This window comes from Pandoraea oxalativorans (assembly GCF_000972785.3).
GTDB classification, from domain to species: Bacteria; Pseudomonadota; Gammaproteobacteria; order Burkholderiales; family Burkholderiaceae; genus Pandoraea; species Pandoraea oxalativorans.
In genome coordinates, this window is sequence record NZ_CP011253.3 from 3,708,738 (window position 1) to 3,729,215 (window position 20,478).

Consider the following 20,478-nt stretch of genomic DNA (forward strand, 5'->3'; position numbering starts at 1 on the left):
GTTGTCAGGCTTGATTACGCCCTGGCGCTCAGCGCGCGGATGTCCGCGGCCAGACGTTCGACCGTCTCCACACGGGTGTCCCACGCGCACATGAAGCGGCAGCCACCTGCACCGATGAACGTATAGAAGCGCCAGCCCTTCGCGCGTAGCGCCTCGATGACATGCGGCGGCAGTTCTGCGAACACGCCATTGGCCTGCGTCTCGAACATGATCGATACGCCGGGAATATCGCGAATCCGGCTCGCGAGCAACTGCGCCATTTCGTTCGCATGCCTTGCATGGCGTAGCCACGTATCGTTTTCCAGCATGCCGAGCCACAGCGCGGAGATGAAACGCATCTTCGAGGCCAACTGCCCCGCCTGCTTTACGCGATAAGCAAAATCCTCTGCGAGCGAGCGGTTGAAGAACACCACCGCCTCGCCGACCGGCAGGCCGTTCTTCGTGCCGCCGAAACACAACACGTCCACCCCCGCACGCCAGGTCACGTCGCCCGGATGGCAGCCGAGCGTCGCGACCGCGTTGGCAAAGCGTGCGCCATCCATGTGCACGCGCAGGTTTCGGCGTTTGGCGACCGCCGAGATCGCCTTGACCTCATCGACCGAGTAGACGGTACCCACCTCCGTCGCCTGCGTGAGCGTGACGACCTTGGGCTTCGGGAAGTGGATGTCCGAGCGGCGATTGATCACGGCCTCGACAGCGTCCGGCGTGAGCTTGCCGTTGTTCTCGCGACCGCGCGCGGTGAGCAACTTCGCGCCGTTGGAGAAGAACTCCGGGCCACCGCACTCGTCCGTTTCGACGTGCGCAAGTTCGTGACAAATGACGGAGTGATACGACTGCGACAGCGAAGCCAGCGCAAGTGAGTTGGCCGCCGTGCCGTTGAAAACGAAGAAGACCTCGCAGTCCGTGTCGAAGAGTTGCCGGATGCCGTCGCACACGCGCTGCGTCCAGGTATCGTCGCCATACGACACCTCATGACCGCTGGCATTCGCTTCGACCAAATAGCGCATGGCCTCCGGGCAGATCCCGGCGTAGTTGTCGGACGCGAAGTGCTGCGGCGTTTGTGCCGCGGCGGTGGACATGATCTCGGTATTCGAAACAGGCGGCGGAACGCTCGGAGCTTGCGACATGACGACCTCTTCAAGACGGCGGGAACGCCACACGACGCCCCCGCTTCAGACTATCCGGCGACGATCACCGGCTTACATGATTTGCGACTTCGGATACACCGGCTCACTCAGGGCGCGGATCCGACCAGAGCGCGCCTGCCGTGGACCAGTTCTCAGGCTTGATGTCGGTGATGATGATATCGACGGACTCCGGCGTGCAACCGATCGTCTGAACTGCAGCTTGTGTAACGGCTTTGACGAATGCGCGCTTTTGCTCGATGGTGCGCCCCTCGAACATCTCGACGTTAAACGTTGGCATTGCGATCTATCTCCTGATGTCGTTATTGGAACCGGCGGCGCGACGCTGCCGGACGTCTCCGATGCCCTGCCCGAGCGACGCAGACTGGAAGTCCGAGCGCCCTCTATCGAGCGGTCAATCGCGAAACGAGGCGTCTATTCTATCGAGTTTGCGCAGCAGCGCAGGCCATTCCAATAAGCCCTCGATCGCGCCGCCATCATCAAGCTGAACAGCCGTCTTGTCCTGCACCGCCGGACTCGGCAAATTCGGCGCAGCACCGCCCGCCAGCGCCTGCAACTGAATCTCGCAGGCCTTGATGAGCGTCGCCATCAGCACGAAGGCTTCGGCCACCGTACGGCCGACGGTCAGCGTGCCGTGATTTCGCAGCAACATTGCAGGATGCGCGCCGAGCGACGTCACCAGCCGCTCGCCTTCCGAAGGCGAAAACGCCAGCCCTTCGTAATCGTGATATCCGATGCGCTCGTGAAAGCGCAGTGCGTGCTGCGAAATCGGCAGCAGGCCGTGCGGCTGAATCGACACGGCGATACCGGCCGTGTTGTGCAAATGCATGACACAAACGGCATCCGTGCGCGCGGCATGCACCGCACCGTGCAGCGCAAACCCGGTCACGTTGACGGGATGCTCGCTCTCTCCCACGATCTCACCGTCCATCGTGATCTTCACGAGATTCGACGCCGTCACTTCGTCGAACGCCAGCCCGAACGGATTGATGAGGAAGTGCCCCGGCTCGCCCGGCACCATCGCGGAGATGTGGGTGTAGATGAGATCGTCCCAGCCGTTGAGCGCCACGAGGCGATAGCAGGCGGCAAGATCGATGCGCACCTGACGCTCTTCGTCGCTCACGACGGTGGCGGCCTTTCGGCCCGCCTTCAAGGTAAAAGACATACGCTTCTCTGAGGAAAGTCCGAAGAATCGGGCAAAGGCCTACCGGGGGGTGTCGCATCAGGGCGCGCGTTCGAGCGAACGACGCCAGTCCCACACGAAACCGATGGCGCCGAGCGCCAGCACACCGCTGGCACACAGCAGTGCCGTCGTGAACCCGCCGGTTGCGGCAACGAGCGGCGCGGCCACCAGCGGTCCGACGATCTGCCCGATGCCATAGGATGCCGTCACCAGCCCGATCAGACCATTGGCATTGTCCCCACGCAAACGTCGGCACTCGCGCACCGCGTAGACGGTGATCGCCGTGAACGGCAGGCCCACTAACACGCTTCCCAGCGCGAAGCCCACGACGTTCGGCAGCACAATGCCGATGCCGACCCCAAGCCCTTGCATGAGGTAGCACACAGCGAGCAGCAGACGGTTGTCCCACGAAAGCGGCGCACGAGCGCCGACGATGGCCCCCGGAATCACCATCAGACCGAGCAGCGGAAAGAACAGGTCGGGCCACGGGGAGCCGGGCAACGCCTGACGCGCAATCACCGGCAGGAACGTCGCCGTAATGATGTAGCCGAATCCGGCGAAGCTGTACAGAATCGTGACCGGGATCACGCTCTCGCCACTCCCGTGATTGATCGAGGGCGCGGCGGTGGCGGTCGTAGATTTGGCAGCGTCGGACGACTTGGTCGCATCGATGGCGACAGGTATATCGGCCACAAACGTGCGCCAGATGACGGCAAGCAACGCCAGCGCGAGCACGCCGCACAGCAACCAGCCGCCGCGTGCAGGCCAGCCGAGCGTATCGTTCAGGCTCGCGAGCAAACCCGTCACCACGATGCCCGCGCCGGGCCCGGCAAAGATCACACCGCCCAGACTCGGCATGCGCAACTCGGCCAGCTTGCGAAAGCCCCATCCCGCCGAGAACACCATTGCCCACGCGCTCATGACGCCTGCAAGTGTGCGCACTACTGCCCACACCGCGAACGACTCCATCAGCCCCATCGCCAACGTCAGCGCGACCGTGGCGGCAAGTGCGAAGCGGATGATGAGCGTCGGCGTGAAGTGCAGCCACATGCACGACAACGCCCCGATGAAGTACCCCGCGTAGTTCAGCGACGCGAGCCAACTACCGTGCTGAATATCGGTGAGATGCTCGTGCAGCATGAGCGGCAGCATCGGCGTGAAAGCGAAGCGGCCGATCCCCATCGCAATCGACAAGGCCAGCATGCACGACAGCGCAATGCGCCATGCCGCGCGCTCCGGCGACGGCTGACGCAGCTTCGTGACGTTGTCGGAATCGGCGAGGGTAGCTGGCATGGCGATGGCTGGCCCGCAGGCAAATGAAGTTGACGTGAATCGTGGCAAATACTTTACATGCAAACCATTGCCGAAGGTGACGGTGCCCCTGCCCCCGGCAGGGCGATAGCGCTCACCCTCCGGCCAGAAATGCAAAACGCGCACCGAAGTGCGCGTTTTGATGCATCAAGCCTGATCGGACGAGGCGAAACGGGGGACTGCCCCCCGTCATCGCCCCATTACAGCTTGCCAGCCACCCATGCCTGCACGCCGGCGAGCGCCTGCGGCAGTTGCGACGGATCGGTACCTCCCGCCTGGGCCATGTCCGGACGACCGCCGCCCTTGCCGCCGACCTGCTGTGCGACGAAGTTGACGAGTTCGCCCGCCTTGACCTTGGCCGTCGCGTCCGCCGTCACACCGGCGATCAGCGTGACCTTGCCGCCTTCCACGGCGGCTAGCACGATGACTGCGCTCCCCAGCTTGTCCTTGAGCTTGTCCATCGTTTCGCGCAACGTCTTGGCGTCGGCGCCTTCAAGTTGCGCGGCCAGCACCTTCAGACCATTCACGTCGACGGCCTTCTCGACCAGTTCGTCGCCCTGGCTCGAGGCCAGCTTCGACTTGAGCGCCGCCAGTTCCTTCTCCAGCGACTTGACCTGCTCCTGCACCTGCGCGATACGCGGGCTCAGTTCTGCGGGTTGCGTCTTGAGCGCGGCAGCCGCTTCGTTGATCTGGTCGTCGAGCTTCTGAACGAAGCGCACCGAGTTATCGCCGGTGATCGCTTCCACGCGACGGATGCCAGCGGCCACGCCACCTTCCATCACGATCTTGAACAAGCCGATATCGCCCGTGCGCGAGACGTGCGTACCGCCGCACAGTTCGCGCGACGTCCCGATGTCGAGCACGCGCACTTCGTCGCCGTACTTCTCGCCGAACAGCGCCATTGCACCGCCCTTGACGGCGTCGTCGAACGACATCAGCGCGGCTTGCGTCGGTGCGTTCGCCAGTACTTCGGCGTTCACGATATCTTCCACGCGACGAATTTCGTCGGCCGTCATCGCAGCGTTATGCGCGAAGTCGAAGCGGGTCTTGTCGGCGTCGACAAGCGAGCCCTTCTGTTGCACGTGGGCACCGAGTACTTCGCGCAAGGCCTTGTGCATCAGGTGAGTCGCCGAGTGGTTACGCACGGTGCGCGCGCGACGCACAGCATCGACCTGCGCCGTCACCGTTTCACCCACCTTCAGTTCACCCGACTCCAACGAGCCGTAGTGACCGAATACGTCGGCCTGAATCTTCTGCGTGTCAGACACGCCGAAACGCGCAGCGCCGGCGACGATCAGACCCTGATCGCCCACCTGACCGCCCGACTCGGCGTAGAACGGCGTGGTATCGAGCACCACGATGCCTTGCTGACCGGCGCTCATCGTGGCGACGCTGGTGCCGTCGACGTACAGCGCCGTGACTTTCGCGCCTTCGAGCGCGAGCTTGTCGTAGCCTTCGAAGCGCGTCTTGTCGCCCGTGTACTCGAGGGCCGTCGCCATCTTGAATTTGCCCGCAGCGCGCGCTTGTTCACGTTGGCGCGCCATCGCAGCGTCGAAGCCTGCTTCGTCCACCGTGATGCTGCGCTCGCGGCAGACGTCCGCCGTCAGATCGAGCGGGAAGCCATAGGTGTCGTGCAGCTTGAATGCCAGTTCGCCGTCGAGCGTGGTCACGCCCTTCTTGGCCAGATCGGCCAGTGCGCCTTCGAGAATTTCCATGCCGTTCTCGATGGTCTCGCCGAAGCGCTCTTCTTCCTGCTTGAGCACGTCGGTCACGCGCTGCTGCGCCTGCGCCAGTTCCGGATAGGCAACGCCCATTTCGGCGACCAGATCCGGCACGAGCTTGTAGAAGAACGGCTTCTTGCAGCCGAGCTTGTAACCGTGACGGATGGCGCGGCGGATGATCCGGCGCAGCACGTAGCCGCGGCCTTCGTTACCCGGAATCACGCCATCGACGATCAGGAACGAGCACGCACGGATGTGATCGGCGATGACCTTGAGCGAGTTTGCACTGAGATCGGTCACGCCCGTCTCGCGGCCGGCGGCCTTGATCAGGTGCTGGAACAGGTCGATCTCGTAGTTGCTGTGAACGTGTTGCAGCACGGCTGCGATACGCTCCAGGCCCATGCCGGTGTCAACGCACGGCTTGGGCAGCGGCGTCATATTGCCCTGCTCGTCGCGGTTGAACTGCATGAACACGAGGTTCCAGATTTCGATGTAGCGGTCACCGTCTTCTTCCGGCGATCCCGGCGGGCCACCCCACACGTCTTCACCGTGGTCGAAGAAGATTTCCGAGCACGGGCCGCACGGACCGGTATCGGCCATCTGCCAGAAGTTGTCCGAAGCGTAACGCGCGCCCTTGTTGTCGCCGATGCGGATGATGCGCTCGGCCGGTACGCCCACTTCCTTCGCCCAGATGTCGTAGGCCTCGTCGTCTTCCTTGTAGACGGTGACCCAGAGCTTTTCCTTCGGCAGCTTGTAGACGGTCGTCAGCAATTCCCACGCGTATTGAATCGCTTCGCGCTTGAAGTAATCGCCGAACGAGAAGTTGCCCAGCATTTCGAAGAACGTATGGTGACGGGCGGTGTAGCCCACGTTTTCGAGGTCGTTGTGCTTACCGCCGGCGCGCACGCTGCGCTGGGCCGTGGTCGCGCGCGTGTACGGGCGCGATTCGAGTCCGAGGAAGACGTCCTTGAACTGCACCATGCCGGAGTTCGTGAACAGCAGCGTGGGGTCATTGGACGGCACGAGGCTCGACGAGCGCACGATGGTGTGCCCCTTCGACTCGAAGAAGTTTAGGAATTTTTCCCGAATGTCTGCGACTTTCATAGGCTGCGTGGGAGCGTGGGGACCGGGCAGGCAAAGCCTGGCGGGGTATTTTGCAAACTTTTGATTATACGGGAAATCGACCTCTCTACAGCGTCCCGCCGCTAACCGCAGTGCGAAACGGCACTGGTCAGCGACCGCACGCGCGCCGTAGACTCCCGCTCACAAGTTCCGCATTGCAAAACAACGTTCCGCAAAAAGTCGGAGCGGCTAAAAGCTGGCACAAGCCGACGACAGGCGACAAGGGGACGTCGCTCAAACGACGCATCGGACGAACGAAGACAGATCGAAACACAAGGAGATTGCGAACGATGGGCGCGCTGAGTCATATCCGGGTACTGGACCTTTCGCGTGTGCTGGCCGGTCCGTGGGCCACGCAAAATCTGGCCGATCTGGGCGCAGACGTGATCAAGGTGGAGCGTCCCGGCGTGGGCGACGACACCCGCAGTTGGGGCCCGCCCTACCAGCGCGACGCCCACGGCCACGACACGGCCGAAGCCGCCTATTACCTCGCGGCAAACCGCAATAAGCGCTCGCTCACGCTCGATATCTCCCGTCCGGAAGGACAGGCCATCGTGAAGGCGCTGGCGGCGCAAAGCGATGTCGTCGTCGAGAACTACAAGGTCGGGCAACTGGCGAAGTACGGCCTCGATTACGCCTCGCTCAAAGCGGTCAAGCCGGATCTCGTCTACTGCTCGGTCACGGGCTTCGGGCAGGACGGCCCGTACGCCGCGCGCGCGGGTTACGACTTCATCGTGCAGGGTATCGGCGGCTTCATGAGCATCACCGGCGAGCGCGACGCGCTGCCCGGCGGCGGCCCGCAGAAGTCCGGTGTAGCGATTGCCGATCTGATGACGGGCATGTACGCGAGTCTCGCGATCATGGCCGCCCTCACCCACCGCGACCGCACCGGCGTGGGTCAGTACATCGACATGGCGCTGCTCGACACGCAGGTGGCCATGCTCGCCAACATGAACACCAACTATCTGGCCAGCGACAAAGCACCGGTGCGCTGGGGCAATGCCCATCCGAACATCGTGCCGTATCAGACCTTCCAGACGGGCGACGACGGCTGGATCATCGTCGCGGTCGGCAACGACGGGCAGTTCCGCAAGTTTGTGGAAGCGGGTGGCGAGCCAGCGCTGGCCGGCGACGAGCGCTTCGCCACCAACCCGTCGCGCGTACGTCATCGTGAGGTGCTGGTGCCGTTGCTGGCGCAAATGGTGCGCAAGTTCGGCAAGGACGTCTGGATCGACAAGCTCGAAGCGTCCGGCGTGCCGTGTGGTCCGATCAACACGTTGCCGGAAGTCTTCGCGCACCCGCAGGTCAAGGCGCGCGGTATGGAAGTCGCGTTGCCCCACGCGTCCGGGGGGGTATCGCGACTGGTCGCGAGCCCCATGAAGATGAGCGAGACGCCGCCGCTCGCGCGCACCGCCCCGCCAACGCTCGGCCAACACAGCGACGAGATCCTGCGCGAACGGCTCGGCTTTGACGACGCGAAGATCGCGAGCCTGCGTACCGGAGGCGTGGTGTGAGACCGACGCTCTGGTCAAAGGGAACGTGACGTTTGACGAACTGATGAGTAAGTTTGAAGCCGTTCAGGCGTTGATGAATCGAGCCCCATCAAGCGCCTACGCATCTTGAGTACCACGCGTTCGTATAGTCGATGGGCGCGAGGCGCAACGTCACTTCTACATCGTCACTCAAACATAACTCACCGGAAGATCCGGATGAAAAAAGGCCCCGGCAGAAATACACCGGGGCCAACACTTTCTCCGCGATGACGCATGACAGCGGAAGATCTGCCATGCAGGAACCGAGCGTAGTGAACGATGCCGCCTTTGGGAGGAAATGGGTTGTTCTGGGGTGGACCAGTTGGAGGCTGCAGTCACACGATTCGACCGCCACATGGGCGCTCACGCGCTTCACGCGACACCGAAAACGAAGTGCGGCGAATTTGAAAATTCGGAAGATAACCAAAAGGCGGCGGCCCAACGAGCCAAGCAACAGTATTAACCGTAGCCGCCCCGACCCGGCCCTATGCCGTGCCTGAGCGAGCTTCGCAAGCTTCTTTGACGTCAGATCAACGATCGTGACGGCGCTGAAGTACTCTGCAATCTTGGGATGCCTGCGCCTTCGCCCGAAACGATTTTGCTATACTCTCGCCCTCGCGTCGTACCTGCATGAACGATGCTATTGCGTCCCGCTGGATAACCTACAGTCTCTCCCTGTAGTTCAGTTAATAGAATGACAAGATAAATAACTGATTAGAAAGGGATTTTCAATTTGCTGTAGCAAATTTGTAGCACTTGTAATTCGCGGCGGGTTGTGTATGTGGCTTTGGAAATGGCTTTGTTTTTCGGGGTGAAATGTTCGGTTTTCGGGCGCTTTGAACCGCAAATTTTTGAGCATTGAAGCCGCGTTTTTACCTCAACAGTTACTACGATTATTCGGACGTTGGCCCGCTCGACGAACGCACGATACGTATTGGAATTTTGTGTTCGGCATGCGGCCAGACGGTTGCCCCTTTCGCGTTTCCTCGCAGAACGTCCCTAACGCAAAGCTCCCAGAATGGCCACTCTGAACATCGCCTGATCGGCATTTGATAGCTATCGTGCCTGCTACGGTGGAGGCCCAGCAACGCCCTCTCCCGCGAACGCGTCGATTGGCTCGAAATCACCTTGAGGCGAGAGACTTCAGGTCTAGATTCAATGGGATCGATCCGACTCTATCCCCCTCACCGACGCACGCCCAGTCAATAGCACCTCCGCGTATCCCCAATCTCAGAAACGCTTGAGCTGCCTACCCCGCCGAACTGCCCGTCGGCACTTGCCCCCAGCGGCGAATTTCGCCGACTCGCTGCTGCATACTGACGTCCCCGTTTAGATCTACCAGCATTGGCAACCCGCGCATGCACCCGCACATCGGCCACCACGCCCTTGACCTTGATACTATTTTTCAATACCATAAATCACATGAAATCCAAATCAAGACGAACTCTTGATCTGCTTTTCTCTCGCCCAACTCCGGCCAGCGTGAAGTGGGGCGACCTCGTGGCACTGTTTCATGATCTTGGCGGAGAGCTGGACGAGCGAGAGGGGTCCCGCGTCGCGGTCTATCTGTTCAACCAAGTCAAGGTGCTTCATCGACCGCACCCATCCCCCGATGTGGACAAAGGTGCAGTTGCATCCATTCGCAAGTGGCTTGAAGAAAACGGAGTGAAACCATGAACAACATCATGATCATCGGTGGACACAAGGCAGTCATCGCCTACGATCCAGAGATCGACATGTTCAGAGGTGAGTTTGTAGGTCTGAATGGGGGAGCAGATTTTTACGCTGCCGACGTTCCAGGATTGCGCGCCGAAGGCGAACGTTCGCTGAAAATCTTTCTAGAGGAATGCGCACGCCGTGGCATCGAGCCGCAGAAGCAGTTTTCCGGAAAATTCGTTATTCGCCTAGCGCCGAAGGCTCACGAGGCTGCTGCAATCGCGGCAGCTGCACATGGGCAGAGCCTAAATCAATGGGTGGCGGAAACGCTTGAGCATGCGGTGCTCGCCTGACCACGACTGGGCAGTGATTCCCGAAAAAAAATTCGACTTATATTCCGATATCGAGCCCTAATCCACCCAACCGTGCGAGCACGCATGCGCTCAGACATGTATTTTCAGATACTAATCGCAGTCACGTAGCATCTATGACCTGACGATTTTTTTGGGGGGATGAGAACCCCAAGCACTTCGTCAACGTCATCCCATCCCCCTCACAAGTACAGCGAAAGACGGTCACGGCGACACAACGACCTCTCGAAACCCACCGAGGGCATCACCGCCCAAGACATGCTCGCCGCCAAGACCTTCCGCGATGAAGTTATGGTACTGCCCCAACCATTGGATTTTCTCCAGCACGCTTGACGACAAGTTACCAACGTTGCATCGCTCAACAACTGTTAAGTGCGCGCGCAGGTTCTCCGGAACAAGGTAATTAAGAAATACCTGATTATCCCGATCCATCAACAACATTCGCCTCACAGATTCAACTCCATCAACAGACGTATCGCTGCTATGAAAATACCAATCCAGCAGATCCTGGTCTAGCAGAATTCTTGGAAATTTCGCCTTATCGTTCTCCAATAAGTACGCGCGAATAAGTGCCTCGGAATACACCAGAATCTCATCCGCAAAGTGCTTTCCGAGGGCAATCGCCCCACGAACAAGTACGCCGCCTTGGACTAACATTTGCTGAAGAGAAGTTACCGACTCCACTAGCGCTTGTACATTAGCGCTCGTTAGTGGCGCTGCGATCGTTATGCTATCCGAGAACGCCCTGAGATCAAGATTCGGAAATGCTTCGCTGACTTTTCCAAGGAGAGACCGCAAATTCTCCAAATGCTTTGGGCGGATTGACCTGGAATCCGATGAGACTAGTGCCGAAAAGCCAAGAATATCGACGAACGCTACCACCCCGTATGACCAATTTTCATCCATACTTTTCTAAATTATGCAAAAGCCAACTTCGCGAGTTTGAAAAAACGCTCTTTGAAATCCCCCATGGCAGCGGATCTCTGATCCCAGACGTGCCCTTGCCACTCGGTGTCCTCTTTTGTCAGCCTCCACACAGGTTTTCCGTTTGAAAGCATCATTGGCGCCAAGCTCGCGAAGTCATGAATCTCAACGCAGAGCGGGTCTTCAAGACAGTGCTTCGCAATCGCACCCTCGCCAGACACGTGAATAAGCGATGGAAGCAACTTGAATCGCCCCGGCTTTCGAGGAGTAGACAGATGGTATGAACGCCGCCCTCCCTTCGCGCTGGATTCAGGCCCCGGACACGGAAGTGACTTTGGGAGTGTTGGGTCCCTCCAGAACCGAATGGCATCAATGTGCCAAAGTGGAGGTGTCGCGACCACTTGAGGAACGGAGGGACCATCATGAATACTACGACGTTCGGGCTCGACATTGCAAAGCGGGCTTTCCAGATGTATTGGGTCGAAACGGAAACGGGAGAGATTGTGAACCGGCGGTTCACGAAGCAACAGGTTATAGAATTTCTTGGCCAGCGACCGGCCGGACGGGTGGCTTTGGAAGCCTGCGGAAGTGCGCACTGGTGGGCACGCAAGATCGTAGCGCTGGGTCATGAAGTCGTATTGCTGCATGCGAGATTCATCCGCCCGTTCGTCCAGAATAACAAGACCGATGCGACGGACGCTCGTGCGATCTGGACGGCAGCACAGCAACCCGGCATGCGTTCGGTAGCACCGAAGACAGCGGATCAGCAGGCCACGCTGGCCCTGCATCGCATGCGTTCACTGCTAGTCAAGTCACGTACCATGCAAGTCAACCAGTTGCGCGGCCTGCTGTACGAATTTGGCGTGACGCTCAAAGCGGGTCGCGTCGCCGGCCTTGCCGAGGTCCGCGAGCGACTACATGAAATCGAAGAGGTCGTTCCGGGCACGTTGTTCGATGCGCTGCGCGACCAGCTTCAGCACATCGAGCGGATCGACGGCGAGATCAGGAAACTCGAGAGACAGATCGTTGCCTGGCAACGACAGGAGGCGGCATGTCAGCGGGTCGCTACGATTCCAGGTATCGGACCATTGACGGCGACAGCCCTGGTCGCGACGATCGGCGATCCTGCTGCATTCAAATCCGGACGTGAGCTTGCCGCGTACCTCGGCCTGGTTCCCAGGCAAAGCGGTACAGGCGGCAAGGTACGGTTGGGCGGCATAAGCAAGCGCGGCGACAGCTATATACGCATGCTACTGATTCACGGTGCACGAGCGGTCATGTTCAAGAGCAGGAGCAAGGGCGCCTGGAGCGAGCAACTGTCCCTGCGTCGGCCTACGAATGTGGTTGCCGTCGCGCTGGCAAACAAGATGGCGCGAACAGCGTGGTCGTTACTCGCGCACGACAAAACTTACCAGACAGACTACGCAGCACAAAGGGCTAGCTGAAAAGCAGGGGTATCGAGCACGAGTCACGCAGACAGGTTGCGAAGGTCGATAACGATGTGATGGCGAGACAGGTTGGTCCGCAAGAACGTAAGCCTGATTGACGCTGTGCGCTTCGAGCGCGCTAGACAGTAGAGGTCGTTCTTGGCGAATTCCATCAGGGCGCGCAGGCTGGCCTGCAGACGCCGGATATAAGCCTGCAACCAAATTCTCGTCCAATGTCACAACGATATTACCTTGCAAGCCGGGCGGCGTTCATATAAGCGTCAAGCAGCATGGCCGGTCAGCGACAACTATCTTGGCCGGTCAACGGGTGTAGTTGTCGCTGGTTAAGAGGCCATAGTTGTCGTTCCTCCTTCGCAATTGTCGTTAGGTAATTGACGCCGGCGGGCGCTTTGTTTGTCGCTGGCCTTACGACGGCGATAGCTTTCGACGTTGAGCTCGAAGATCGTCGAGTGATGGACGAGCCGGTCGATAGCGGCGATCGTCATGCCCGGATCAGGGAAGACATCGTTCCATCCAGAGAAGGGCTGGTTGGCCGTAATCAGCAGGCTTTTGCGCTCATATCTCTCGGCGATCAGCTCGAACAGCACGCTGGTTTCGGCCTGGTCCTTGCGAGCGTATGACAGGTCATCCAGGATGATGAGATCGAAGCGATCGAGCTTCGCGAGCGCGGACGGCAGTTGCAGGCTTTGGCGCGCGGCCTGGAGCTTCTGGACAAGTTCAGCGGTGCGCGTGAACAGCACGCGATAACCGGCGTCGATCAACGCATGACCGAGGGCTGAGCCCAAATGACTCTTGCCGCCGCCCGGCGGGCCGAACAGGAGAATTGTGGCGCCTTTCTCCAGCCAGGATTCTCCGGTGGCCAGCGCCGTAACATGCGCCTTCGAGACCATCGGCACCATGCCGAAGTCGAAGGTAGCAAGCGTCTTCGTCGGGTCCAGATGCGACTCGGTACGGTGCCGCTCAATGCGTCGTTTGGCGCGTTCGGCCAGTTCGTGCTCAAGCAGCGCCCCAAGCAATCGCGTAGCGGGCCAGCCTTCCTTGTCAGAGCGCTCAACGAACTCGGGCCATAGCCTGCCGATCGTCGGCAGGCGTAACTCGTTCAACATCAGGGCCAGACGGCCGTTGTCGTGGGCAGGGGCGTTCATGCTGCCACCTTGTCGAGAAGCTCGTCATAGAGCGCAACGGGCGGCATCTCGACCACCACCTCGGGACATAGGGCCTGACGCGGCGCGAATTCATTGCACAACTGCTTTAGATCGGGCAGCTCGCCTGCTGCGAGCAACGCATCAAGCCGTTCGGCCAATAACGCCTCAACGCCGTGGTGGCCCGCGAGTTCAAGCAGACCCACCATGGTCTTGCAGGCCTGCCGTTGCGTCAGTTGCGCCTCCAGCCGCTCCCAGGTCCGGCGGTAGGCCTCGCGAGGAAACAGTGCGTCACGAAACGCGAGCCCTTTGAACGCTTGTGGCTTGCGTCGCAGCGAGTCGATGAAGTGTCGGTAATCAAGCGCGTGGCGGTTGTCGGCGGCACGGGAGCCTCGCGGGGTGCTATGCACCAGTGCGCCGGACAGGTAGCAGTCGAGCCGGTCACCGTAGACCCGCACCTTCAAGCGGTGGCCGATCAGGCGCGACGGCGCACTGTAGAGGATCCCGCGCACGGTGAACGTGCTGCAGCGGGTCACGCGTGCCTCTTCCTCGACGAAGTCAGTGGTACGACGTTCAGGCAGATCCTGCAGCTGTGCGCGCTCGATGCGAAACGCTGCGGCGTTGCGCCGGTTTCGACGCATCACCACCTCGCGTACGAACTCATCGTAGGCAGGCCGGTCAGCGAAGTCACGATGGCCGCGAAGCATCAATGCCTGCTCGAGCGCTTCCTTCAGATACCGATGCGAGGATTCCACGCTGCCGTTCTCATGGCCCAGGCCGCGATTGTTGCGCGTGCCATTCATGCCGTAATGGTCGAGCAGCGCTGCGTAACGCGCCGTGAAGTCCTCCTGCTCCGTCAGGTTCTTGAAGGCGGCCGACAGGCTGTCAGATCGATGTTCACGGGGACAGCCGCCCGCCTGCCATAGCGCGTTCTGCAATCCGGCCGCGAGGGCTTCGAAACTCTCGCCCCCCTCAACCACGTTCGCGTACTCCCAGCGCGAGAACGCCAGCACGAAGTGATACAGCCGGTGACCGAACGGGGCGCCACCGATCGTCACGCACAGCTTGCTCATATCAGTGAAGTCCGACAGTCCGCGCACACCGGGCTGATGCTCCTGCGGGAAGAACACCTCTTGAGTGGGGCCCTCGAGAGCGCGCCACTGGCGAATACGCCGCTCCAGCGTGCGCCGCATACTATCGGGATAACGATCCGGGTGATCATCTTGCAGCTTGCGTAAGACCGTGATGCCCATCAGGTGGGGCGAGTTACGCAGCAGCGGCACGACTTCGCGGTCCCAGACGTCGACAAACGGATCGGGACGGGTCCGCCAGGAATGCCGCGGCTTCTGGGATGGCAAAGTGGCGTCACGTTCGATACGGCGTGCCGTACGCACGCTGATGCCGGTCTTGGCGGCCGCGACTTCCTGCGGGTGGTGTTTGCGCTTGTTCATGTAGAGACGAACCTGTTGGTCGGTAATGCGGGTTCCAGACATGAGCTGACCGCTTCCTCAAGCTTCGGTCAGTTCATCCTAAGCCCCGTCGACCCGGCGTCGCCGGTGGCTCGTCGTCTCCGGCGGCTACGCCGCCTCCAACGCCTCACCACCGGCCAAAACAATCGTCAACGACCGGCCAAGATAATTGTCGCCGCCCAGAGGAGGCCGGTTGGTTTAAGTTAACGCAGGCGCTTCAGCAGTATTTCTGAGTTGCCTGTAGTAGTTTGCCTCAGCCTCGGCTGGCGGGATATAGCCCAGCGGTTCCATCAGCCGATGATGGTTGTACCAGGCTACCCATTCCAGGGTGGCGAGCTCGACGGATTCCTTCGTTTTCCAAGGCGCTCGCCGGTGAATCAGTTCCGTTTTGTATAGACCGTTGATCGTTTCCGCCAGGGCGTTGTCATAGCTGTCGCCGCGGCTGCCGACCGATGGCTCAATGCCCGCTTGGGCAAGTCGCTCGGTGTACCGAATGGAAACATATTGCGATCCCCTGACGCCCTTCTAAAGGTCAAGAGGTAAATTGGGTCTGCGCGATCTGGCGGTAACGTTGCCGGATGGCGTAGAAGACCTCTCGTGCGATATAGCGCTTGAGGCATCGAATCGCTTCAAGCTTTGAGTGGCCCTCGCTGACGCGTTTGGCGACATAGGCTTTTGTGCGATCGTCGGTTCGCAATCGACCGATGGCGATAATGTGCAGGGCGCTGTTGGCCGCGCGATCTCCACCGCGATTCAGTCGATGTCGTGTCACCTTGCCAGAAGACGCCGGGACGGGACTCACTCCACAGAGGGCGGCGAAGCTGGCCTCTGACTGAAGCCGGTCGCTGTTGTCGCCAGCGGTCAGTAGCAGTTGCGAAGCGGACTCATAGCCAATTGAATACCGGGAGACCAGATCGGGGGCGAGTTCATCGACCAGAGCCGCGATCATGACATCGAGGTCGGCGATCTCGTCGTGCAACTCGAGATACCGACGCCCCAGTGATTTTAATGCAATCCGGTTGGCAGAGATCAGGCTCCGATAGTCAGACAGATCGGGACGCCACGCGGCCAATGTTCGAATAAGCTGCATCCGTGTCATCTTGCGCAGCGATTCGCGTAACTCGTCAGGCGCGCTGATGATGGTACTGTGAATTAGTTGCAATGCAACGCGCCTCGCGGAGATGGCGGTCTTCCGGCAGACTTTCAGAACGCGCAGCGATTCAATCATGCCGTCGCGTGTCTTGGGCGTGACTGTACGCACACCAGCAAAGGCAGCATGCGCCGCGTTGCAAGCGTCCAGCGTGTCGTCCTTGCCGCGTTTGCGCCGGTCGCTCCTGTCGGGTGCCGTGACCTCAAGCACCGTTACGTGGGCCAGTTGAAGGTAGCGAAGCAAGCCCGCTCCGTAGGAGCCGGTGCATTCGACGCCAACCCGGGCAAGCTCTCCGAATGAGCGCATCCAGAGCAGCATCTGTTTGTAGCCATGCCGCGTGGTAGGGAAGCATTCACTGCCGAGCAGACGATCGTGTTCGTCAACGACAGCTGCAACATGCACGTCCTTATGGGTATCCACGCCGCCCACAACGTTGCGATATCCAGAAATAGCCGGTTCTTCTTTCATGAGCCTTGCTCCGGTTGCCGATGAGATTGAGGCGATTTCACCGGCATCGAGTACCTGGACAAGACAGTAAAGCGACAGAGCGTCAGGCCCTTCTTGAGTCACACGTATCGACGAGGCGAAACCTCGCCGCTCGGCGGTTCCGGACGATCGACAGGTCAGGGGAAAGACACTACGTCGATCGGAATGTGGGTCAGGTCGCCCGGAACGCTTTACGGCACCAAAAGTCGCCGGACAGCCCTCATTGAAAGCCGCGAGAAGCCCGGAAACATCTGATACCCGTATTCTTACTGTCGGAGTGATGGATCAGCGTCCCGTCGTCGCCCGGTTGGCGGGCATACAGCGCTTGTTCAAGCGCATCGAGTACGAAGTCGGTGCGCATGGTACGACTCACCCGCCAGCCAACGATGCGTCGTGCAAACACGTCGATGACGAACGCCACGTACAGCCAGCCCTGCCACGTCGAAACGTAGGTGAAATCGGAAACCCAGAGCTGATTCGGCCGGTCGGCTTTGAATTGGCGATTGACCCGGTCCAGCGGGCGAGGTGCCGAGACATCGGGAATCGTTGTGCGAACCCGTTTGCCGCGCACCGCGCCTTGCAATCCCAGCCGCTGCATCAGTCGCTCGACCGTGCAGCGGGCCACCCGAATTTGCTCCCGGTTCATCTGCCTCCAGACCTTGTCTGCGCCGTAGACCCGCATGTTGGCGTGCCAGACACGCTGGATTTCCGGGCACAGCACGTCGTCACGCTTGACTCGGGCGCAGCGCTTGGATGGATCGCGAAGCTGGGCAGCATGGCGCCAGTAACCCGACGGGGCAATCCGCAAAACCTTGCAGATCGACTCGACCCCGAAGGTGTCGCGATGCTGATCGATGAAGGCTTTCAGGACTTGATACGGCGGTCGAGCTCCGCCTGGGCGAAAAACGCGCTGGCCAGTTTGAGAATCTCGTTGGTCTTGCGCAATTCCTTGTTCTCGCGCTCCAGCGCCTTCAGGCGATCACGCTCGCTCGCGCTCAGGCCGGCACGTTCGCCGTTATCGATCTCGTCGCGCTTGACCCAATCGTTCAGCGTTTGCGGCGTGCAGCCGATCATCGGCGCAATCGACTCGACCGCCGCCCACAGCGACGGATGCTCGCTACGCTGCTCGCGCACCAGGCGCACTGCGCGCTCCCGGACTTCCGGGGAAAACTTGCTCGATCTCTTGTTCATGGCTCCATTCTCTCAAGAGTTGGAGCCTTGTATCTTCGTCTTCGTGATGGTTAGCTACCCCCCGGCGTCATACTAGTTGTCGCCTCTGAACTTCCTTATTAAGTAGCGTCAGAGGTGTAAGTTGAAAGTGAAACAAACGTATTCTGTCGAGTTCAAGGAGCAAGCGCTGTCGAAGGTCCTGCGGCGTGGGAGCCGCACGGTTGGCGCGGTGGCCGACGAATTGAACGTGAACGTACTGACATTGAGGAAATGGATGAGAGGCGCCGCTGCCGCGAATCGGAGCTCGGGCTCTGCACACGCAAAACGACCGGAAGATTGGTCGCTGGAGGAACGGCTAATGGCCTTGCAGGAGAGCCATGGTCTGGTCGACGAAGCCTTGCATGGCTGGTGCCGGGAGCGCGGCTTGTTTGCGCATCATCTCGCGCAGTGGCGAGCGCAGTTCTGTGCCGCGGGCAGAAACGGTGATAGCCGGCGCGAAAGCGCCCAAGAGGTGCGGGTTCTGAAGCAGGCCAATGTTGAACTGCAGCGCGAGTTGAAGCGCAAGGAGAAGGCGCTGGCTGAGGCTGCGGCGCTACTGGTGCTGCAAAAAAAGTACCGTGCGCTGCTCGGGGACGAGGCCGAATGACGTCGTCTGAGCAGCGCAAAGTATTGATTGGTCTGATCACCGAGGCGACTCGGGCCGGGGCTCGCCAAGCACGCGCGTGCGTCATTCTGGGGCTCAGTGCCCGCACCGTTCAGCGCTGGCAGCGCGGCGAACCTGACGCAGTGGACCGGCGCACATTACGACACCACGAGCCGCGCCATAAGCTTAGCGCCGAGGAGCGCGCCGAGCTTCTGGCGGTGGCGAACTCGGCCGAATTGGGTCATCTGCCGCCCAGCCAGATCGTGCCGCGCTTGGCAGATCAGCAACGCTATATTGCCTCGGAATCGACTTTCTACCGGGTCCTGAAGGCCGAGAAGCAACTCGCCCACCGGCGCAGCGAACGGCCAGCCCAGGCCCATAGCAAGCCCCGTGCGGTGTGCGCGCGTGCGCCGAACCAGTTGTACAGCTGGGACATCACCTATCTGCCGAGCACGGTTCGCGGGCAGTATTTTTATCTGTACCTGTTTCTGGACGTGTTCAGCCGAAAGATCGTTGGTTGGCAGGTCTATGCGCAGGAAAGCAGCGCACTGGCCAGTGAAGTGCTCAAGGACCTGTGTGCGCGCGAAGCGATACCACCCGACCAGGTGATTCTGCATTCGGATAGTAAGAATACGGGTATCAGATGTTTCCGGGCTTCTCGCGGCTTTCAATGAGGGCTGTCCGGCGACTTTTGGTGCCGTAAAGCGTTCCGGGCGACCTGACCCACATTCCGATCGACGTAGTGTCTTTCCCCTGACCTGTCGATCGTCCGGAACCGCCGAGCGGCGAGGTTTCGCCTCGTCGATACGTGTGACTCAAGAAGGGCCTGACGCTCTGTCGCTTTACTGTCTTGTCCAGGTACTCGATGCCGGTGAAATCGCCTCAATCTCATCGGCAACCGGAGCAAGGCTCATGAAAGAAGAACCGGCTATTTCTGGATATCGCAACGTTGTGGGCGGCGTGGATACCCATAAGGACGTGCATGTTGCAGCTGTCGTTGACGAACACGATCGTCTGCTCGGCAGTGAATGCTTCCCTACCACGCGGCATGGCTACAAACAGATGCTGCTCTGGATGCGCTCATTCGGAGAGCTTGCCCGGGTTGGCGTCGAATGCACCGGCTCCTACGGAGCGGGCTTGCTTCGCTACCTTCAACTGGCCCACGTAACGGTGCTTGAGGTCACGGCACCCGACAGGAGCGACCGGCGCAAACGCGGCAAGGACGACACGCTGGACGCTTGCAACGCGGCGCATGCTGCCTTTGCTGGTGTGCGTACAGTCACGCCCAAGACACGCGACGGCATGATTGAATCGCTGCGCGTTCTGAAAGTCTGCCGGAAGACCGCCATCTCCGCGAGGCGCGTTGCATTGCAACTAATTCACAGTACCATCATCAGCGCGCCTGACGAGTTACGCGAATCGCTGCGCAAGATGACACGGATGCAGCTTATTCGAACATTGGCCGCGTGGCGTCCCGATCTGTCTGACTATCGGAGCCTGATCTCTGCCAACCGGATTGCATTAAAATCACTGGGGCGTCGGTATCTCGAGTTGCACGACGAGATCGCCGACCTCGATGTCATGATCGCGGCTCTGGTCGATGAACTCGCCCCCGATCTGGTCTCCCGGTATTCAATTGGCTATGAGTCCGCTTCGCAACTGCTACTGACCGCTGGCGACAACAGCGACCGGCTTCAGTCAGAGGCCAGCTTCGCCGCCCTCTGTGGAGTGAGTCCCGTCCCGGCGTCTTCTGGCAAGGTGACACGACATCGACTGAATCGCGGTGGAGATCGCGCGGCCAACAGCGCCCTGCACATTATCGCCATCGGTCGATTGCGAACCGACGATCGCACAAAAGCCTATGTCGCCAAACGCGTCAGCGAGGGCCACTCAAAGCTTGAAGCGATTCGATGCCTCAAGCGCTATATCGCACGAGAGGTCTTCTACGCCATCCGGCAACGTTACCGCCAGATCGCGCAGACCCAATTTACCTCTTGACCTTTAG

General features: G+C 60.2%; 16 protein-coding genes, 2 pseudogenes and 1 other annotated feature. Of the genes and pseudogenes, 7 read left to right on the top strand and 11 right to left on the bottom strand.

Going from position 1 to position 20,478, the window contains the following annotated elements:
* Positions 1-14: 14 nt before the first annotated feature.
* The 5 genes from MB84_RS16325 to alaS form a co-directional block, all read right to left on the bottom strand.
* Complete coding sequence (locus MB84_RS16325; RefSeq protein ID WP_046293894.1) at positions 15-1,079, bottom strand: threonine aldolase family protein; 1,065 nt, start codon at positions 1,077-1,079, stop codon at positions 15-17.
* Between the two features lie 151 nt (positions 1,080-1,230).
* Positions 1,231-1,425, bottom strand: coding sequence for a 4-oxalocrotonate tautomerase (locus MB84_RS16330; protein WP_046292534.1), 195 nt, complete (start codon positions 1,423-1,425; stop codon positions 1,231-1,233).
* A gap of 114 nt (positions 1,426-1,539) precedes the next feature.
* On the bottom strand, positions 1,540-2,310 hold the full coding sequence (locus MB84_RS16335; protein ID WP_046292535.1) for a class II aldolase/adducin family protein: 771 nt from the start codon (positions 2,308-2,310) through the stop codon (positions 1,540-1,542).
* 57 nt (positions 2,311-2,367) lie between these two features.
* On the bottom strand, positions 2,368-3,621 hold the full coding sequence (locus tag MB84_RS16340) for a YbfB/YjiJ family MFS transporter (protein ID WP_046292536.1): 1,254 nt from the start codon (positions 3,619-3,621) through the stop codon (positions 2,368-2,370).
* Positions 3,622-3,839: 218 nt separating this feature from the next.
* Positions 3,840-6,464, bottom strand: coding sequence for an alanine--tRNA ligase (gene alaS, locus MB84_RS16345; protein ID WP_046292537.1), 2,625 nt, complete (start codon positions 6,462-6,464; stop codon positions 3,840-3,842).
* A 308-nt stretch (positions 6,465-6,772) separates the two neighbouring features.
* Here alaS and MB84_RS16350 point away from each other — a divergent pair, with 308 nt between their 5' ends.
* The 3 genes from MB84_RS16350 (at position 6,773) to MB84_RS16355 (ending at position 10,023) form a co-directional block, all read left to right on the top strand.
* Positions 6,773-7,996 carry a CaiB/BaiF CoA transferase family protein gene (locus tag MB84_RS16350; protein ID WP_046292538.1) on the top strand — a complete coding sequence of 408 codons (1,224 nt, stop codon included), beginning with the start codon at positions 6,773-6,775 and terminating at the stop codon, positions 7,994-7,996.
* 1,440 nt (positions 7,997-9,436) lie between these two features.
* Positions 9,437-9,691 (top strand): type II toxin-antitoxin system HicA family toxin, encoded by a 255-nt coding sequence (locus MB84_RS29065; protein WP_084010052.1) that lies wholly within the window; start codon positions 9,437-9,439, stop codon positions 9,689-9,691.
* On the top strand, positions 9,688-10,023 hold the full coding sequence (locus tag MB84_RS16355; RefSeq protein WP_046292539.1) for a type II toxin-antitoxin system HicB family antitoxin: 336 nt from the start codon (positions 9,688-9,690) through the stop codon (positions 10,021-10,023). The genes MB84_RS29065 and MB84_RS16355 overlap by 4 nt, the downstream gene beginning before the upstream one ends.
* A gap of 222 nt (positions 10,024-10,245) precedes the next feature.
* Here MB84_RS16355 and MB84_RS16360 read toward each other — a convergent pair whose 3' ends face one another.
* Positions 10,246-10,947 (bottom strand): hypothetical protein, encoded by a 702-nt coding sequence (locus MB84_RS16360; protein WP_052653466.1) that lies wholly within the window; start codon positions 10,945-10,947, stop codon positions 10,246-10,248.
* Between the two features lie 440 nt (positions 10,948-11,387).
* Between MB84_RS16360 and MB84_RS16370 the strand changes: the two genes are divergently transcribed.
* Positions 11,388-12,410, top strand: a complete 1,023-nt coding sequence (locus MB84_RS16370) for an IS110 family RNA-guided transposase (protein WP_046293183.1) — start codon at positions 11,388-11,390, stop codon at positions 12,408-12,410.
* A 326-nt stretch (positions 12,411-12,736) separates the two neighbouring features.
* Here MB84_RS16370 and istB read toward each other — a convergent pair whose 3' ends face one another.
* The 5 genes and pseudogenes from istB to MB84_RS29075 form a co-directional block, all read right to left on the bottom strand.
* Positions 12,737-13,558, bottom strand: coding sequence for an IS21-like element helper ATPase IstB (istB, locus tag MB84_RS16375; RefSeq protein WP_044453167.1), 822 nt, complete (start codon positions 13,556-13,558; stop codon positions 12,737-12,739).
* Complete coding sequence (gene istA / locus MB84_RS16380; protein WP_044458677.1) at positions 13,555-15,048, bottom strand: IS21 family transposase; 1,494 nt, start codon at positions 15,046-15,048, stop codon at positions 13,555-13,557. Before istA ends, istB begins: the two co-directional genes overlap by 4 nt.
* A 174-nt stretch (positions 15,049-15,222) precedes the next feature.
* A pseudogene (locus MB84_RS29070) lies at positions 15,223-15,540 on the bottom strand (integrase core domain-containing protein); the annotation flags it as partial.
* 16 nt (positions 15,541-15,556) lie between these two features.
* A complete protein-coding gene (locus MB84_RS16385; RefSeq protein ID WP_046289963.1) occupies positions 15,557-16,642 on the bottom strand; it encodes an IS110 family RNA-guided transposase in 1,086 nt (361 codons plus the stop codon).
* A 289-nt stretch (positions 16,643-16,931) separates the two neighbouring features.
* Positions 16,932-17,851 (bottom strand): annotated as a pseudogene (locus MB84_RS29075) (IS3 family transposase); the annotation flags it as partial.
* Positions 17,454-17,570, bottom strand: a sequence feature (AL1L pseudoknot). (Overlaps the previous pseudogene by 117 nt.)
* Before the next feature lie 127 nt (positions 17,852-17,978).
* Between MB84_RS29075 and MB84_RS16400 the strand changes: the two are divergent.
* From MB84_RS16400 to MB84_RS16410, 3 genes are all read left to right on the top strand, one after another.
* Entirely contained in the window at positions 17,979-18,476 is a 498-nt protein-coding gene (locus MB84_RS16400) for a transposase (protein WP_046289964.1), read from the top strand.
* On the top strand, positions 18,473-19,147 hold the full coding sequence (locus MB84_RS16405; RefSeq protein WP_084009760.1) for a DDE-type integrase/transposase/recombinase: 675 nt from the start codon (positions 18,473-18,475) through the stop codon (positions 19,145-19,147). The genes MB84_RS16400 and MB84_RS16405 overlap by 4 nt, the downstream gene beginning before the upstream one ends.
* Before the next feature lie 238 nt (positions 19,148-19,385).
* The gene (locus MB84_RS16410) at positions 19,386-20,471 is read left to right on the top strand and encodes an IS110 family RNA-guided transposase (RefSeq protein ID WP_046289963.1); all 1,086 of its coding nucleotides are present in this window, start codon (positions 19,386-19,388) and stop codon (positions 20,469-20,471) included.
* The last annotated feature ends 7 nt before the right edge of the window (positions 20,472-20,478 follow it).

What these genes read in the sequence shown, in the direction of transcription:
- MB84_RS16325 (WP_046293894.1), bottom strand. Translation starts at nt 1,079, where the DNA reads ATGTCCACCGCCGCGGCACAAACGCCGCAGCACTTCGCGTCCGACAAC.
- MB84_RS16330 (WP_046292534.1), bottom strand. Translation starts at nt 1,425, where the DNA reads ATGCCAACGTTTAACGTCGAGATGTTCGAGGGGCGCACCATCGAGCAA.
- MB84_RS16335 (WP_046292535.1), bottom strand. Translation starts at nt 2,310, where the DNA reads ATGTCTTTTACCTTGAAGGCGGGCCGAAAGGCCGCCACCGTCGTGAGC.
- MB84_RS16340 (WP_046292536.1), bottom strand. Translation starts at nt 3,621, where the DNA reads ATGCCAGCTACCCTCGCCGATTCCGACAACGTCACGAAGCTGCGTCAG.
- alaS (WP_046292537.1), bottom strand. Translation starts at nt 6,464, where the DNA reads ATGAAAGTCGCAGACATTCGGGAAAAATTCCTAAACTTCTTCGAGTCG.
- MB84_RS16350 (WP_046292538.1), top strand. Translation starts at nt 6,773, where the DNA reads ATGGGCGCGCTGAGTCATATCCGGGTACTGGACCTTTCGCGTGTGCTG.
- MB84_RS29065 (WP_084010052.1), top strand. Translation starts at nt 9,437, where the DNA reads ATGAAATCCAAATCAAGACGAACTCTTGATCTGCTTTTCTCTCGCCCA.
- MB84_RS16355 (WP_046292539.1), top strand. Translation starts at nt 9,688, where the DNA reads ATGAACAACATCATGATCATCGGTGGACACAAGGCAGTCATCGCCTAC.
- MB84_RS16360 (WP_052653466.1), bottom strand. Translation starts at nt 10,947, where the DNA reads ATGGATGAAAATTGGTCATACGGGGTGGTAGCGTTCGTCGATATTCTT.
- MB84_RS16370 (WP_046293183.1), top strand. Translation starts at nt 11,388, where the DNA reads ATGAATACTACGACGTTCGGGCTCGACATTGCAAAGCGGGCTTTCCAG.
- istB (WP_044453167.1), bottom strand. Translation starts at nt 13,558, where the DNA reads ATGAACGCCCCTGCCCACGACAACGGCCGTCTGGCCCTGATGTTGAAC.
- istA (WP_044458677.1), bottom strand. Translation starts at nt 15,048, where the DNA reads ATGTCTGGAACCCGCATTACCGACCAACAGGTTCGTCTCTACATGAAC.
- MB84_RS16385 (WP_046289963.1), bottom strand. Translation starts at nt 16,642, where the DNA reads ATGAAAGAAGAACCGGCTATTTCTGGATATCGCAACGTTGTGGGCGGC.
- MB84_RS16405 (WP_084009760.1), top strand. Translation starts at nt 18,473, where the DNA reads ATGACGTCGTCTGAGCAGCGCAAAGTATTGATTGGTCTGATCACCGAG.
- MB84_RS16410 (WP_046289963.1), top strand. Translation starts at nt 19,386, where the DNA reads ATGAAAGAAGAACCGGCTATTTCTGGATATCGCAACGTTGTGGGCGGC.